We start from the raw sequence: 15,785 nt of genomic DNA, 5'->3' as shown, positions 1-15,785 counted from the left end.
AGGAAGCTGACCTTGAGGAGGCGCATTTGTGCTGAATGGGTCAGCTTTTTTCCTTATTTTTCTTATTGTATTCAATACATAGTAAATGAGGTAAAATTAAAGGTGGAGGTGTTTGTACGATGGCTTTACGACATAATATACCGCTTCTTCCGTTAAGAGGCATTTTGATTTATCCAACGATGACTTTACATATTGATGTAGGCAGGGAACGTTCGGTTTTCGCAATCGAACACGCGATTGCAAATAACAACTTAATTTTCTTAGCGACACAAATTGATTTGAATGATGAAGATCCGCAACCAGAAGATCTTTACCACCTTGGTACACTGGCAATCGTTAAATCAATGACCCAATTGCCAAATGGCACCTATCGGGTCTTAATCGAGGGGATAGAACGGGCAGAATGGACAGATTATGAAGAAGCTGATCTCTACCCGGTGGTAACGGTGAATGGTTTCCCTGATTCAACAGCAGTCGATTCTGAATCCGAAGCTCTCATGCGCACGCTGCTTATGCATTTTAAGAAATACACAAAAGTTTCGAAACGGATTACTGAAGATGCGTACACTTCGGTTTCTGCAATTTCTGAGCCGGGCCGGCTTGCTGATACTGTAGCGTCTCATTTGCCATTAAAGATTCGTGCGAAACAAGATATTTTAGAGATGCGCAATATCAATGACCGCCTGGAATGGCTGATTAGCCGGTTATATAACGAACAGGAAGTCATGGGACTTGAACAAAAGATTAACGAACGCGTCCGTGAAGCAATGGAGCGCACACAAAAAGAGTTTTACTTACGCGAACAAATGAAAGCCATCCAAACTGAACTCGGAGATAAGGACGGTAAAGGTCTTGAAGTTCAAGCGCTGCGCCAGCGGATTGCAGAATCAGGAATGCCTGAAGGGGTCATGCAAACGGCTGAAAGAGAGCTGGACCGCTACGAGAAAATTCCATCTGCCGCAGCGGAAAGCGGAATCATCCGTTCCTATATTGACTGGCTTGTTTCATTGCCGTGGTCAGATGCTTCAAAAGACCAATTGGATCTTGATCGTTCTGAAATGATTTTAAATCGAGATCATGAAGGCTTGGATTCCGTTAAAGAACGGATCCTGGAATTTTTGTCGGTCCGACAATTGACTTATTCGCTGCGGGGTCCGATCCTTTGTATTGAAGGTCCACCAGGTGTCGGTAAAACTTCACTTGCGAAATCGATTGCAGAATCATTGGGTCGCAAATTCGTTCGTATTTCTCTTGGCGGTGTTCGAGATGAATCAGAAATTCGTGGCCATCGCAGAACGTATGTAGGTGCAATGCCTGGTCGTATTATTCAGGGGATGAAGAAAGCTGGAACAGTGAATCCGGTGTTTTTACTCGATGAAATCGATAAAATGTCCAATGATTTCAGAGGAGACCCATCATCTGCTATGTTGGAAGTTTTGGATCCGGAGCAAAATAGCACGTTTAGTGATCATTACATAGAAGAGCCATACGACTTATCCAATGTGCTGTTCATTGCAACTGCAAATGATTTAAGTGCCATTCCAGGTCCGTTGCGCGATCGAATGGAGATAATTTCAATCGCGGGCTATACCGAACTGGAGAAGACGGCTATTGCTGCGAATCACCTGATTCCAAAACAATTGAAAGAACATGGCTTGACGAAAACGCATGTAAAATTCCAGCAGCCGGCTATTTTAGATGTTGTTCGTTATTACACGAGAGAAGCGGGTGTGCGTTCTTTGGAGCGCGAAATAGCAAAAGTCTGCCGGAAATCTGCACGTTTAATTGCCAGCGGGAAAAAGAAAAGTGTGACAATTAGTTCGAAAACGCTGGAAAACTTTCTTGGTAAGAAGAAATTCAGTCATGGACAAGCTGAAACGACGAATCAGATCGGCGTGGCAACCGGTTTAGCATATACGGCTGTAGGCGGAGATACACTGCAAATAGAAGTATCACTCTCTCCGGGGAAGGGCAAGCTGATTTTGACTGGAAAGCTTGGAGATGTGATGAAAGAATCTGCTCAAACGGCGCTTTCTTATGTCCGTTCCAGAGCGGAAAGCCTTGGGATCGATTCTTCGTTCTATGAAACAAAAGACATTCACATTCACGTTCCACAAGGTGCTGTTCCTAAAGACGGTCCTTCAGCGGGTGTGACCATTGCAACTGCGCTTGTTTCCGCTTTAACAAATTGCCCAATCCGCAGGGAAGTGGGTATGACTGGTGAAATTACATTGCGTGGCCGTGTATTGCCGATAGGCGGCTTGAAAGAAAAGACGCTTAGTGCACATAGAGCGGGATTACGTGTTATTATTTTACCTAAGGAAAACGAACGAGATATTGATGATGTCCCTGAAGAAATTCGTGAGGAGTTATCATTTAAATTGGTTGACGACGCTGAGGAAGTATTGGCGATCGCATTGGAGGAACGAGAATTATGAAAGTGCATAACGTTGAAATGGTGATGAGTGCTGTCAGACCGGAACAATATCCAGATGACGGTTTCCCAGAATTTGCTCTTGCCGGACGTTCGAACGTTGGAAAGTCATCGTTCATCAATAAAATGCTAGCACGTAAGAATATTGCAAGAACCTCGTCTAAGCCAGGGAAAACACAAACACTGAACTTCTATAAAATTGAAGAACAGCTATTCTTTGTTGACGTTCCAGGTTATGGGTACGCACGTGTATCGAAGACTGAAAAAGAAAAATGGGGCGGTATGATCGAGCAATATTTAACAGGTCGCGAACCTTTAGTTGCTGCGATTCAAATCGTCGACATTCGACATGTACCTTCTGCGGACGATATTAATATGTACAATTTCTTCGTGCATTACAATATCCCAGCCATCGTCATTGCGACGAAAGCGGATAAGATTCCTAAAGGGAAATGGGAGAAGCATAAGAAGATTGTGCGTGAATCATTGAACATGCTTGGCGATGACCCATTGTTTGTTTTTTCGTCTGAAAAAGGCATTGGCGTTGAAGCGGTTTGGGCTGAGATAGAAAGCAGAATGTAATGATCTCTCATATACATGAAACAAGAAGCAGAGGAAGGTTGGCTCTGCTTCTTGTTATGTCTTTTGAAATTTGGTCGATACTATCGGTATTCAACAAGCATACTGATGGAAAACGCAGTGTGGATAGATTATAATTATTATAAAGAGAGACACGAATGCCGTGTCGTTCATATGATGTTCATAAATAAAGGATTCACTCAATACAGGGTATGCTATAATTATGAGCAGGAAATAGACGCGAAAGGTGTGAGCACCTAGTGAAATTACTCGCTATCGGAGTCAATCACAGGACAGCGCCGGTAGAAATCAGAGAAAAACTTTCGTTTAACGAATCTGATTTGCCGCACGCTATGGAAACTCTGCAAACAACTAAAAGTATTTTAGAAAATATTATCGTTTCGACGTGTAACCGGACTGAAATATACGCGGTCGTTGACCAGCTCCATACGGGACGTTATTACGTGAAAAACTTTTTAGCGGAATGGTTCGATCTTCCTTTAGAATCGTTTGTGAACCATTTAATCATAAAAGAAGAAGACGATGCGATTGAACACCTGATGTCCGTCGCTTCCGGAATCGACTCGATGGTTTTAGGAGAAACACAAATTTTGGGACAGGTGAGAACAAGTTTCTTGAAAGCACAGGAAATCGGGACTACGGGTACGATTTTCAATGAGCTGTTTAAACAGGCGATAACAGTCGCAAAACGAGCTCATGCTGAAACAGCAATCGGAGAAAATGCGGTTTCTGTTTCTTATGCAGCTGTCGAGCTTGGGAAAAAGATTTTCGGTTCATTGAAGCACAAGCACATTGCGATTTTAGGTGCGGGTGAAATGGGCGAACTGACCATTAAAAACTTGCAAGGCAGCGGTGTTGGTAAAATTACGGTTCTCAATCGCACATTTTCTAAAGCGGAAGAATTGGCAACACAGTTTGACGGTTACGCCAAATCCCTTCAGGAATTGCAATGTACATTGCTTGATGTAGATATTTTAATCAGCAGTACCGGTTCAAAGGAATACGTGATTGACTACGAACTGATGCAGTTTGTGGAACGGCTCCGAAAAGGACGTCCTCTGTTCCTTGTCGATATTGCTGTACCGCGTGATATGGATCCGCGTATCGGAGATTTACCGAATATGTTCTTATACGACATAGACGACATGCAAGGAATTGTGGAAGCGAACCTCGCGCAGCGTAAAGAGGCTGCTGAAGAGATTCAGACAATCATTCATGGCGAAGTTGTTATGTTCAAAGAATGGATTGCGACTCTTGGCGTGGTTCCTGTAATTACAGCATTACGTAAGAAAGCGCTTAGTATTCAATCCGAAACGATGGCGAGTATCGAGAACAAAATGCCGGATCTTACGGATCGGGAGAAAAAAGTGTTAAGCAAACATACGAAGTCGATTATTAATCAGCTGCTGAAAGAACCGATTTTGCAAGCAAAGGAATTTGCGACTGATTCAAAATCGAAGGAAAAGCTGGAATTGTTCCAATCGATTTTCGGTATTGAAGAGGAAGTTGAGCAAGAAAAGAACCTTCAGGTACAACAGCAAAAAGCGGAACAGGGAGCCGGAGCTTCCAAAAATTCCGGATTACAACCTGATTTGACATATTGAGTGTGTCCCAACAAAGTCATTTCCCATCCCGCTTCTCTAGACGGTCGATGCGGAAGTGGCTTTTTTGACAGAAAGGCAGAGGTAGCCTATGGTTGAGTTGACGATGGCGCGGCTTCAGGAAGCAATGCTCATTCTGTACGCCGTCAGCCTGGTTTTTTATTTTGTAGACTTTTTAAACAAGGATTCCCGTGCGCAGCGCAGTGCATTTTGGCTGACTGTCATTGTATTCATCATGCAAACCGGATTTCTTTTACAGGCCATCATAGTGACGAGACAACTGCCTGTTTTGTCTTTATATGAAGGCGTCTATTTCTTTGCATGGGTACTCATCACTTTATCGCTTGGCATCCAATTGAAGTATCATTCCAGTTATGCGGGATTCTTTTTGAATATTATAGCGTTCTGTTTTATGACCATTCATATTTTTGCGCCAGCTCAAATGAATACTTCAGGTGTCGGGGAATCTCTTATATCGGAACTGTTGTTCATTCATATTACATTCGCGATTCTTTCCTACGCCGCGTTTGCGATGGCATTCGTTTTCGCGATTCTGTATTTGCTTGTTTATAATTTATTGAAGAAAAAGAAGTGGACATCCCAATTTAGCCGGCTTCCCTCTTTGCAGCATGCATTGATTGGCATGAAGTCTGCAATCTATACGGGTATTCCAGTGTTGCTTGTGAGTTTGATTTTAGGGATACAATGGGCATATACGGCGTTGTCAAATTGGACGATCTTCGATATTAAGATAGTCGGGTCATTCCTTTTGATAGTTGTCTACAGTGCATTGCTTTTCTTGAATAGAAGCGGGAAATTGAAAGCTGCAGATTTTGCATGGGCAACGGTTTTCGCCTTTGTTCTAATCATCATCAATTTCTTTTTGGGCAGTAAACTTTCACAATTCCACTTTTGGCTATAGGGTGAAAGAGTCTGGAATTCAGTAATTACGTATCATTCAATTAGGGAAGGAAGATTACATTGAGAAAAATTATTGTCGGTTCACGGAGAAGTAAGCTTGCGTTAACACAAACGAATTGGTTCATCGATCAATTGAAGGCAGCAGGTGTCCCTTTTGAATTCGAAGTGAAGGAAATCGTAACAAAAGGAGATCGTATTATTGATGTTCAGCTGTCTAAAGTAGGCGGTAAAGGGCTATTCGTAAAAGAGATCCAGCAAGCATTGTTCGACAAAGAAATCGACTTTGCCGTACATAGTATGAAAGATATGCCTTCAGTTTTGCCTGAAGGACTGATTGTTGGCTGTATTCCGACACGTGTAGACCCGCGTGATGCATTCATCTCTACGAACAATGTTGCGTTCAAAGATCTGCCTGCAGGGGCAGTAGTGGGTACATCCAGTTTGCGCAGAAGTTCACAGCTTTTATTGCTTCGGCCTGATCTTGAAATTAAATGGATTCGCGGCAATATCGATACACGTTTAAAGAAAATGCAAGATGGTGAATACGATGCAATTATCCTTGCTGCTTCCGGCCTTAAACGAATGGGCTGGAGTGAAGACATCGTTACGGAATACATGAGTCTTGAAGATTGTATTCCAGCGGTTGGCCAGGGTGCCTTGTCGATTGAATGCCGGTCAGATGACGCAGAACTTCTTGCAGAACTGGCAAAATTGAATGACGAGCAAACATTTAAAGAAGTGGAAGCTGAGCGTACATTTTTACGTGAGATGGATGGCTCATGTCAAGTTCCAATTGGCGGCTTTGCACAACAGAAGGCTGACGGAATTGAATTGACAGGCTTCATCGCTGCGCCAGACGGCTCAGAGGTATATCGCCATACGGCAAAAGCTGAAACTCCTGTTGAAGCAGGTAAAATCGTTTCAGACGTTTTGCGTAAAGAGGGAGCAGCAGAAGTCATTCAACGAGTGAAGGCTGAGATGGATGGTCAATAAGTTCCCATTATCAGGAGAGACCGTAATTTTTACAAGTACTAAAAAGTCAGAGGAACCATTCGACCTTGTGAAACAGCTTGGAGGCAGTCCGGTTTCGTACCCGCTCATTCGAACAGTTGAACGGATATGTGAAGAAGATCATGAGCGTTTGGTTCAAGCTCAGTCCTACGACTGGCTGATTTTTACTAGTCAGAGTGCAGTAGCTGCTTTTAAGCAAAAGCTTCAGCGTTTCGGATTGGAACCCACTAATTTTCAATTGAATGTAGCAGCTGTCGGAGATAAAACCGCATATGCACTCGAGCAGATGGGATTAGGTGTGGATTTTATTCCTGAAGTTTTCAGTGCTGATGTGTTTGTTCAGCAGTTTAACCCTGAGGGTGATTCGCTTCGAGCGCTTTTTATCAAAGGAAATTTGGCGGGAACACTCATTTCAACAGAGCTCTCGTTAACTGTCGATGAATGGACCGTATATGAAACGCTGCCTGAGATCACGTCAGCAGATCAGATTATAGAAATCGTGAAAGACCAAGCTTCAGTTTCAATATTGTTTGCTAGTCCTTCAGCTGTAACTGTTTTTAAAGAACGTGTCGCGCCTGAAACTGGGTGGACAGGCTTTACAATTGGTGCCATCGGACATATAACAGAGCGGGCGCTTCGTGAAGCAGGGGCGCCTGTCCATGCTATGCCCGAAACGTATACATTACCTGAACTCGTGCGGACACTTGCCGAGTCGAAAGGAAGGAACTAACTGATGAATAACTTGAATTTCCGCCGGCACCGTCGGCTTCGCAGCACTGCTGGAATGCGTGCAATGGTTCGTGAAACACAACTGCAAGTTACGGACTTCATATACCCGATTTTTGTAATTGAAGGTGAGAACGTTAAAAATGAGATTCCTTCTATGCCTGGCATTTATCAGCATTCGATGGATAATCTCGGTGAAGAACTTGATGAAGCCGTGTCACTTGGAATTCCTTCTGTCATTTTCTTTGGTGTTGTAACTGGAAAAGATGCTGTGGGCAGTGGTGCTTATCATGATCACGGAATCATTCAGCAAGCGATCCGGTTTGCGAAAAAACGTCATCCTGAGCTAATTGTTGTTGCGGATACGTGTCTATGCGAATATACCGATCACGGACATTGCGGTGTAATCGAAGGCGAACGTGTATTGAACGATCCTTCTCTTGATTTGCTTGTGAAGACAGCTGTGTCACAAGCGAATGCTGGGGCAGATATCATTGCGCCATCTAATATGATGGACGGGTTCGTCGTTGCAATTCGAGAAGGATTGGATGAAGCTGGTTTCGAAGAGATTCCAATCATGTCGTATGCGGTGAAGTATGCATCTGCTTATTATGGTCCCTTCCGTGATGCTGCGGATTCTACACCGCAGTTTGGTGACCGGAAAGCCTATCAAATGGATCCTGCCAATCGTATGGAAGCATTGCGTGAAGCAGAATCGGATATTGCCGAAGGTGCAGATTTCTTAATCGTTAAACCTGCATTATCTTACTTGGATATTTTACGTGATGTGAAAAACAATACATTACTTCCGATGGTTGCTTATAACGTAAGCGGGGAGTATGCAATGGCGAAAGCTGCTGCACTGAACGGCTGGGTAGATGAACAGCGTATCGTTCTAGAGACATTGACAAGTATGAAGCGTGCGGGTGCTGATTTAATCATGACGTATCATGCAAAAGACGCAGCTCGCTGGTTGGAGGAGACAAAATGAGAGACTATACAAAATCCAAGCAAGCATTCAGTAAAGCTGTAGATCTTATGCCGGGCGGTGTTAACTCGCCTGTCCGTGCGTTCAAGTCAGTCAATATGGATCCGATTTTCATGGAAAGCGGTAAAGGAGCTATCATTACAGATATCGATGGCAATGAGTATATCGATTATGTGTTATCTTGGGGACCGCTAATCTTAGGTCACGCTGAAGAGGGTGTTGTATCCGCGATTCAGCAAGCTGCTGTTAAAGGATCGAGTTTCGGTGCACCGACATTGCTTGAGAATGAACTCGCTGAAATCGTCATCGACCGCGTACCGTCTATTGAAATGGTTCGTATGGTCTCTTCAGGTACAGAAGCGACAATGAGTGTCTTGCGTCTTGCTCGAGGATATACGAAACGTAACCTCATTTTGAAATTTGAAGGGTGTTACCACGGACACGGGGATTCATTGCTCATTAAAGCAGGATCTGGTGTTGCGACACTCGGCCTTCCGGACAGCCCAGGGGTTCCTGAAGGCGTTGCGAAAAATACGATCACTGTTCCTTATAACGACTTGGATAGCTTGAGGGTCGCATTTAAAGAATACGGCCACGATCTCGCTGGTGTAATTGTAGAGCCTGTTGCAGGAAACATGGGCGTTGTCCCGCCGCAGCCTGGTTTCTTAGAAGAATTGCGCAAGCTGACAGAGGAAAACGGTACGCTTCTCATTTTTGATGAAGTAATGACAGGTTTCCGCGTCGGATACAATTGTGCTCAAGGACATTTCGGTATTAAACCAGACTTGACGTGCCTCGGTAAAGTAATCGGCGGCGGACTGCCTGTGGGTGCTTACGGCGGTAAACGTGAAATTATGGAGCATATTGCCCCTGCTGGAACGGTTTATCAAGCTGGAACATTGTCTGGAAATCCACTTGCGATGACTGCTGGAATCGAGACTTTGAAGCGCTTGAATCCATCATCTTATGAGCATTTCATGAAACTCGGAGATCAGCTTGAAGCAGGGTTCCGTGAAGCAGCAGCTGCGAACGGAATTCCGCATACAGTCAATCGCGCTGGATCGATGATTGGATTCTTCTTTACGAATGAAGATGTGGTGGATTATGAAACTGCAAAGACATCTGATTTAGCGTTATTTGCTGAATACTACCGCCTGATGGCTGCAGAAGGCATTTTCTTGCCGCCTTCTCAGTTTGAAGGAATGTTCCTTTCAGCTGCTCATACAGAAGCGCATATTGCCAAAACGGTAGATGCGTTCCATAAGGTTTTCAGTCAATTAAAAAAATAAAACACAAACAGCTTTTCCAAGGGACTCTTTTTGGAAAGGCTGTTTTTCTTTGGATGATAGTTCTGTTATGGAGACTGCTGTCATATACTCTAACGTATAAAAGGAGGCGGCAGAACAATGGAGCCAACACAATGGACATTAACGGAGACATTTCAGTTTCCTGCAGAATACGGGAAAGCAGTTTCTGCACAAGAAGTGAAAGTGACCGCGGGATATACAGAGCATCAGACTGAGGATGCTGTTCGGCTTTCTGGAATCTATCATGTTGCGGCAAATGTTGGATTCGACGGTGAAAGCCAAGAAATAGCGCTGGATTCAGATGCAATTCTAATCGATGATGTGGACGTTCAGGAAAAGTCCGGTTATTTTGAGTATGCAGTCCCATTGCTTGTGGATCTGCCAACGAGCGCAGACGGACAACTTAAAGCAACTGTAACGGATGCCACAGCTTCCGCTACGGATGACGGTGCCCTGACTGTCATGTGGACAGTTGAAGCGAAATTGACTGAAACAGAAGCTAAACCGGAAACTGCAGCTATTTCAGCAGCAGAAACAGAAGTAACGTCTGATCCTGTTCAGGGAAGTGCTGCAGTTAATCCAGAAAGCAATGAACATCAAGAAGTGAAAACCGCAGCAGCTACTGCGGATTTGGATAGCTCCAGTGTGAACCAAGTTGAAACTGCGATTGGCTATTCGGAAGATCATGAAATGCTCGCATTCATTAGTGATTTAGAAGATGATGTTACGGTGACGTCTTTTCGTTTAAATGATGTTTTTGTGGAATAGGAAGCAACATCCGCAAAGACAGCAGAAAAGTAAAAAGTCTCCGGTTGTCGGGATGATTAACAGTCGGATGAGCTGAAAACAGGAAATCGGAATAATGATCATTTTACCGTAAAATCGGCATCTTCTAAGCCATGGCGGAAGTAAATAAGGATTATAGCCTCTTCTCATAACACCATCCTTTCACAGCGGGCTTGACGGGTACGCTATACATCCGGTAAACTATTGGAAACAGGATAGTGATGCGTTTAGCGGGAGAGTAGATCAGTCAACTTTTTCAGAGAGGGTCCGGATGGTGCAAGGACCTATTGTCGACAGTTTGAAAGTCACCCGTCAGCAGTTTTCGTGAACGTTTAGTTTCAAGTAGCGAGAGCCGGTTAGAAGCCGTTATTTTTATTGAGGCAACGTGCGATTTCTGCACAGTTGCGAATAAAGGTGGTACCGCGAACTGACTCCTTCGTCCTTTAACGACGAAGGGGTTTTTTGTGTTGATTTTTATAGGGAACATATGTTGATTTACACTGAAGGCGGACGCTTTCCGTTTTAAACAATGGCGTACAGTAAGCGAAGCGATCCCTATGATGTTCAACTTTTAAATTGAGGAGGAATTGTGATGACAGAAAAAGAGCAGTTGGAGATGCCGACTAAGTATGATCCGCAGACGATTGAAAGAGATCGTTATGAATGGTGGTTGAAGGGTGAGTACTTCAAAGCTCAGCCTGAGAGTGGAAAAGAGCCGTATACAATTGTGATTCCGCCTCCAAACGTTACGGGCAAATTACACTTGGGTCACGCTTGGGACACAACACTTCAAGATATTCTGATTCGCATGAAGCGCATGCAGGGATATGATGCTTTATGGCTTCCAGGTATGGACCACGCAGGTATTGCAACGCAAGCAAAAGTCGAAGAAAAGCTCCGTGCAAACGGGCAGACTCGTTATGACCTTGGCCGTGAGAAATTCCTGGAAGAAACGTGGAAATGGAAAGATGAATATGCTGGCCATATTCGCAAACAATGGTCAAAGCTGGGTCTTGCACTTGATTATTCCCGAGAACGATTTACGTTAGATGAAGGATTATCACGCGCAGTCCGTGAAGTATTCGTCAAGTTATATGAAAAAGAGTTAATTTACCGCGGCGAATATATTATCAACTGGGACCCTGCGACGAAAACTGCTTTGTCCGATATCGAAGTAATCCATAAAGATGTAGCAGGTGCTTTCTATCATATGCGATACCCCCTTGCAGATGGAACTGGAAGTATCGAAATTGCGACAACTCGCCCAGAAACGATGCTAGGGGATACGGCTGTTGCTGTTCACCCTGATGACGAGCGCTATCAGCACTTAATCGGTAAAACTGTGAAGTTGCCGATTGTTGGCCGTGAAATTCCTATCGTAGCGGATGATTACGTTGAAATGGACTTCGGAAGCGGTGCGGTTAAGATTACACCTGCACACGATCCGAATGACTTTGAAATCGGAAATCGCCATGACTTGCCGCGTGTTCTTGTGATGAACGAAGATGGTTCAATGAACAAGTTGGCTGGTAAGTACGAAGGAATGGACCGTTTCGAATGCCGCAAAGCAATCGTTAAAGATTTGCAGGACATGGACGTTCTTTTCAAAATAGAAGAACACAATCACTCTGTCGGTCATTCAGAGCGAAGCGGCGCAGTTGTAGAACCGTATTTGTCTACTCAGTGGTTCGTTAAAATGCAGCCGCTCGCTGAAAAAGCGATTGAATTGCAGAAGGCAGAAGGAAAAGTGACGTTCGTTCCTGAGCGTTTCGAGAAAACTTATTTAACGTGGATGGAAAATGTTCACGACTGGTGTATTTCCCGTCAATTGTGGTGGGGCCACCGGATTCCAGCCTGGTACCATAACGAAACTGGTGAAGTGTTTGTAGGAGAAGAAGCACCTGCAGACATCGAAAACTGGCACCAGGAAGACGATGTACTCGATACATGGTTCTCGTCTGCATTATGGCCGTTCTCTACGATGGGCTGGCCGGATACGGAAGATCCAGAGTTCAAACGCTATTATCCAACAGATGCTCTTGTTACAGGATATGACATCATCTTCTTCTGGGTGTCTCGCATGATTTTCCAAGGCATCGAGTTTACGGATCAGCGTCCATTCAAGGATGTACTGATTCACGGATTAGTACGTGCAGAAGACGGACGCAAAATGTCGAAATCACTCGGTAACGGGGTAGACCCCATGGATGTTATCGATCAGTATGGTGCCGATGCATTGCGTTACTTCCTGGCTACCGGTTCATCACCAGGACAGGATCTCCGCTACTCGACTGAGAAAGTTGAAGCGATTTGGAACTTTGCCAATAAAATCTGGAACGCTTCCCGATTTGCGCTGATGAACATGGAAGGCTTGAAATATGAAGAAATCGATTTGTCTGGAGAACGATCTGTTGCAGACGACTGGATTCTAACTCGTTTGAACGAGACCATTGACTCTGTGACGAAGCTGTCAGATCGCTATGAGTTCGGTGAAGTCGGCCGCGCGCTTTATAACTTCATCTGGGATGATTTCTGTGACTGGTATATCGAGATGGCGAAGCTGCCATTGTATGGAGACGACGAGAAAGCGAAGCACATGACGCGTTCAGTTCTGGCATATGTCCTCGACAATACGATGCGTTTGCTGCACCCGCTCATGCCGTTCATTACAGAAGAAATCTGGCAGAACTTGCCGCATGAAGGTGAGTCAATCACTGTTGCTGCATGGCCGGTGGCGGATGCAAGCCTAACGAACGTTGAGCGTTCCACTCACATGAAGCTATTGACAGATGTCATCAAAGCGGTTCGTACAATTCGTGCAGAAGTCAATACGCCTATGAGCAAACAAGTACCGTTGTACATCGCCGCGAAAGACGAAGCGACTGCAGCTGTCTTGAAAGCGAATAGCCAATACATCGAGAAATTCTGTAATCCAGAAACTCTTGAGATCGGCGTAGACGCTCAAGCGCCAGGCAAGTCGATGTCTGCAGTCGTAACAGGTGCAGAGCTCTTCATGCCGCTAGAAGGCTTGCTAAACATTGATGAAGAAATCGCACGTCTAGGAAAAGAACTGGATAAGTGGGCAGGGGAAGTGAAACGTGTTCAAGGCAAATTGTCCAACGAACGCTTTGTTTCAAAAGCACCACAGTCTGTTGTAGATGAAGAACGTGCAAAAGAACAGGATTATCTCGAAAAACAAGCTGCCGTTCAGCGCCGTATCGAGGAATTAAAAGAGATTTAAGTGAGGAAGGGCTTTCTAGCGAAAGCCCTTTTTTATTTGGTTCTATTGATGCGACTGGGGAGGTGATCATAAACTCTGTAAAACGATCATAAAACGAGGAATGAGCTCATAAAACTCAAAATGTGATCATAAACCAGGGAAAGCGATCATAAGTCGCTGGAAGCGCTCATAAAACACCAAAGTTGCTCATAACTCCGAAAAAACGCTCATAACGCTAACCTAAATTCATACATGTACAACAAAATCACTTAAAATCAAGCGAAGCGCTGCCAATTAATCCCTTAAAGCTCTTAAATCGTGTTTCGATATTGAGAAATTCAGCTAAGTGTCTGATAAAAACATCGGAGTGATCGAGAAACTACCTGGAATGATGGACAACTTCAATAAAATCAAGCTTTGCAAACAACAAAAAAACTTACAAAATGCTGAATCAGCACTTTGTAAGTTTTTTATGGATATGCCGCATGACTTCCCGCGCCACATTCAATTCACTTGTCTCGTAAAGTGACCGGGCACCTACAGGATCTTCAATTTCATTCAACAACCAGACGCCTTCTGCATTCTGAATGAAATCAACTCCGATATAGTCACTCTTCAGTGCTTTGGCAATCTTCACAGCGAACTCACGCAATGGAGGAGGGACATCAAATCGCTCAGCTGTTCCACCTAATCCAACATTCGCCTTAAATGAATCCGTTCCAGTGCGCTTTACAGCTCCCACAACTTCAACGCCAATTAAATAAAGTCGGACATCAGAAGAATTGTGCTGAATGTACGGCTGCATCACCAGCTGTCGATTTGGATAAAGCGAAATCACGTGCTCCGCTTCATCGTTCGTCTCACATAAATGGACTTCTGCGCCACCGTGTCCATTCGTCGTTTTTATAACTATAGGATACTTTTGAATATCCTGAACAGAATCCACCCGTCTTGCAGGAATTGAAGGGACTCCCAAAAGCGCAGCAAGCTGGAACGTTTGAAATTTGTCATTCGCAACACGATTCACTTCACTTCGATTGACGACAACATGTCCTTCCTGTTCCCATCGCTGACTCTTTTCAACGTCACGTGCGCGATAAAAGACGAACGACGCATCGCCTGGCAGTTCATCGTCACCTGTCAGTAATTCGACATCCAGCTGGTTTGCATTGCCTTCTTTGATCAGCTCGTCGATAAACCATTGATTGCGTAACGCATCATCCTCTTCATAATAAATATAGCCTTTCATTCGATCACCTCTAAAATGTACGAAATCATCGCATCCGCTACATTAATACCCGTGACATTATAAATATTCCGGATGTGTGCTGCGGCATTCACTTCACAAATAAGCGGTTCCTCATTCTTACCGAACAATAAGTCCACCCCAGCAAAATCTGCACCAACAGATTCAGCTGCTTGTAATGAAATCTCGATTTGCGCATCCGTCAATTCAACGATTTCGGCAATACCGCCGTTTGTAATGTTTGCGCGGAAATCTGTCTCGGAATGGCGATACATCGCGGCGACAACCTGGCCGCCAACGACGTTCACCCGAATATCGCGTCCGCGGCTCGAAGCGACGAACTCTTGAAATAAATAATCAATACCGCGCAATGACTCTGTCTTCTCGAAAAATTGTTCCTTGGTTTCAATCAGATAGACATTCATTCCGAAAGAACCGCGAGCTTCTTTAATGATCATAGGGAGGCCGAGCTCTTGTAAAACTCTGTCGTAATAACCGCTGTCCCGGATTGTGAAATTCGGATACACTTTTGGTGCAATGATTGTTCGGGGCATGGGAATTCCATCGTGCGCAAGAGCAATCGCTTGTTTCGTTTTATTGTCACAGCGCTCAATCACTTCAGGATCATTAAATACGGGAATGCCAAGAGATTTTAAATAGGTGGCAAGAACAATATCTTTATCCAAAAACACGACGAAATCAGGGAGTGATTCGACTTTTTGCGTTACATCCATCATGATTTCATAATTTTTATAAATCGTTGCAGAAACACTTGCCCGATCAGCAGCATCATGTACAAGTTCCGCCTGATCCCGGAATTTGTCGTTTACCAAACTTCCATTATAAATAATCCAGCATCTCTTCAAATAAAACCCTTCTTCCTCGTGCTATACTCTTAAGAAAAGCCTTTCCAAAGGCCAGTACTATAAGTTTAGCATAAGGTGG

General features: G+C 44.2%; 13 protein-coding genes and 1 other annotated feature. Of the genes, 10 read left to right on the top strand and 3 right to left on the bottom strand.

What is annotated here, in order from left to right; all coding sequences use genetic code 11:
• Positions 1–119: 119 nt before the first annotated feature.
• The 9 genes from lon (at position 120) to PGH26_RS08350 (ending at position 10,356) form a co-directional block, all read left to right on the top strand.
• Positions 120–2,438: an endopeptidase La gene (gene lon / locus PGH26_RS08390; RefSeq protein WP_323690635.1), complete on the top strand. Its 2,319-nt coding sequence runs from the start codon at positions 120–122 to the stop codon at positions 2,436–2,438.
• Positions 2,435–3,016, top strand: a complete 582-nt coding sequence (yihA, locus tag PGH26_RS08385) for a ribosome biogenesis GTP-binding protein YihA/YsxC (RefSeq protein WP_323690634.1) — start codon at positions 2,435–2,437, stop codon at positions 3,014–3,016. The genes lon and yihA overlap by 4 nt, the downstream gene beginning before the upstream one ends.
• A gap of 257 nt (positions 3,017–3,273) precedes the next feature.
• Positions 3,274–4,638, top strand: a complete 1,365-nt coding sequence (hemA, locus tag PGH26_RS08380; protein ID WP_323690633.1) for a glutamyl-tRNA reductase — start codon at positions 3,274–3,276, stop codon at positions 4,636–4,638.
• Between the two features lie 88 nt (positions 4,639–4,726).
• Positions 4,727–5,557, top strand: coding sequence for a cytochrome c biogenesis protein CcsA (ccsA, locus tag PGH26_RS08375; RefSeq protein ID WP_323690632.1), 831 nt, complete (start codon positions 4,727–4,729; stop codon positions 5,555–5,557).
• A gap of 59 nt (positions 5,558–5,616) precedes the next feature.
• Positions 5,617–6,549, top strand: coding sequence for a hydroxymethylbilane synthase (gene hemC, locus PGH26_RS08370; RefSeq protein WP_323690631.1), 933 nt, complete (start codon positions 5,617–5,619; stop codon positions 6,547–6,549).
• Positions 6,539–7,297: a uroporphyrinogen-III synthase gene (locus PGH26_RS08365; protein ID WP_323690630.1), complete on the top strand. Its 759-nt coding sequence runs from the start codon at positions 6,539–6,541 to the stop codon at positions 7,295–7,297. The genes hemC and PGH26_RS08365 overlap by 11 nt, the downstream gene beginning before the upstream one ends.
• Before the next feature lie 3 nt (positions 7,298–7,300).
• Entirely contained in the window at positions 7,301–8,284 is a 984-nt protein-coding gene (hemB, locus tag PGH26_RS08360; protein WP_323690629.1) for a porphobilinogen synthase, read from the top strand.
• Complete coding sequence (hemL, locus tag PGH26_RS08355; RefSeq protein ID WP_323690628.1) at positions 8,281–9,570, top strand: glutamate-1-semialdehyde 2,1-aminomutase; 1,290 nt, start codon at positions 8,281–8,283, stop codon at positions 9,568–9,570. Before hemB ends, hemL begins: the two co-directional genes overlap by 4 nt.
• 117 nt (positions 9,571–9,687) lie before the next feature.
• Positions 9,688–10,356 (top strand): hypothetical protein, encoded by a 669-nt coding sequence (locus PGH26_RS08350; protein WP_323690627.1) that lies wholly within the window; start codon positions 9,688–9,690, stop codon positions 10,354–10,356.
• Here the strand turns inward: PGH26_RS08350 and PGH26_RS16200 are convergent.
• Positions 10,333–10,458, bottom strand: coding sequence for a hypothetical protein (locus PGH26_RS16200; protein ID WP_488803657.1), 126 nt, complete (start codon positions 10,456–10,458; stop codon positions 10,333–10,335). The two genes, PGH26_RS08350 and PGH26_RS16200, sit on opposite strands and share 24 nt — an antisense overlap.
• Before the next feature lie 133 nt (positions 10,459–10,591).
• Positions 10,592–10,821: a binding site (T-box leader), on the top strand.
• Between the two features lie 145 nt (positions 10,822–10,966).
• Here PGH26_RS16200 and PGH26_RS08345 point away from each other — a divergent pair.
• A complete protein-coding gene (locus PGH26_RS08345; RefSeq protein ID WP_323690626.1) occupies positions 10,967–13,615 on the top strand; it encodes a valine--tRNA ligase in 2,649 nt (882 codons plus the stop codon).
• Positions 13,616–14,045: 430 nt separating this feature from the next.
• Here the strand turns inward: PGH26_RS08345 and PGH26_RS08340 are convergent, their stop codons facing one another.
• Both PGH26_RS08340 and PGH26_RS08335 read right to left on the bottom strand, forming a co-directional pair.
• Complete coding sequence (locus PGH26_RS08340) at positions 14,046–14,843, bottom strand: ATP-grasp domain-containing protein (RefSeq protein WP_323690625.1); 798 nt, start codon at positions 14,841–14,843, stop codon at positions 14,046–14,048.
• The gene (locus PGH26_RS08335; RefSeq protein WP_323690624.1) at positions 14,840–15,706 is read right to left on the bottom strand and encodes an ATP-grasp domain-containing protein; all 867 of its coding nucleotides are present in this window, start codon (positions 15,704–15,706) and stop codon (positions 14,840–14,842) included. The genes PGH26_RS08340 and PGH26_RS08335 overlap by 4 nt, the downstream gene beginning before the upstream one ends.
• Between the last annotated feature and the right edge of the window lie 79 nt (positions 15,707–15,785).

The organism is Sporosarcina jeotgali (assembly GCF_033304595.1).
Lineage (GTDB): Bacteria > Bacillota > Bacilli > Bacillales_A > Planococcaceae > Sporosarcina > Sporosarcina jeotgali.
Note: the sequence above shows the minus strand (reverse complement) of the source record. Positions and strands in the feature narration are given on the sequence as shown.

What these genes read in the sequence shown, in the direction of transcription:
- hemB (WP_323690629.1), top strand. Translation starts at nt 7,301, where the DNA reads ATGAATAACTTGAATTTCCGCCGGCACCGTCGGCTTCGCAGCACTGCT.
- PGH26_RS16200 (WP_488803657.1), bottom strand. Translation starts at nt 10,458, where the DNA reads ATGATCATTATTCCGATTTCCTGTTTTCAGCTCATCCGACTGTTAATC.
- yihA (WP_323690634.1), top strand. Translation starts at nt 2,435, where the DNA reads ATGAAAGTGCATAACGTTGAAATGGTGATGAGTGCTGTCAGACCGGAA.
- PGH26_RS08350 (WP_323690627.1), top strand. Translation starts at nt 9,688, where the DNA reads ATGGAGCCAACACAATGGACATTAACGGAGACATTTCAGTTTCCTGCA.
- PGH26_RS08365 (WP_323690630.1), top strand. Translation starts at nt 6,539, where the DNA reads ATGGTCAATAAGTTCCCATTATCAGGAGAGACCGTAATTTTTACAAGT.
- ccsA (WP_323690632.1), top strand. Translation starts at nt 4,727, where the DNA reads ATGGTTGAGTTGACGATGGCGCGGCTTCAGGAAGCAATGCTCATTCTG.
- PGH26_RS08345 (WP_323690626.1), top strand. Translation starts at nt 10,967, where the DNA reads ATGACAGAAAAAGAGCAGTTGGAGATGCCGACTAAGTATGATCCGCAG.
- hemL (WP_323690628.1), top strand. Translation starts at nt 8,281, where the DNA reads ATGAGAGACTATACAAAATCCAAGCAAGCATTCAGTAAAGCTGTAGAT.
- lon (WP_323690635.1), top strand. Translation starts at nt 120, where the DNA reads ATGGCTTTACGACATAATATACCGCTTCTTCCGTTAAGAGGCATTTTG.
- PGH26_RS08340 (WP_323690625.1), bottom strand. Translation starts at nt 14,843, where the DNA reads ATGAAAGGCTATATTTATTATGAAGAGGATGATGCGTTACGCAATCAA.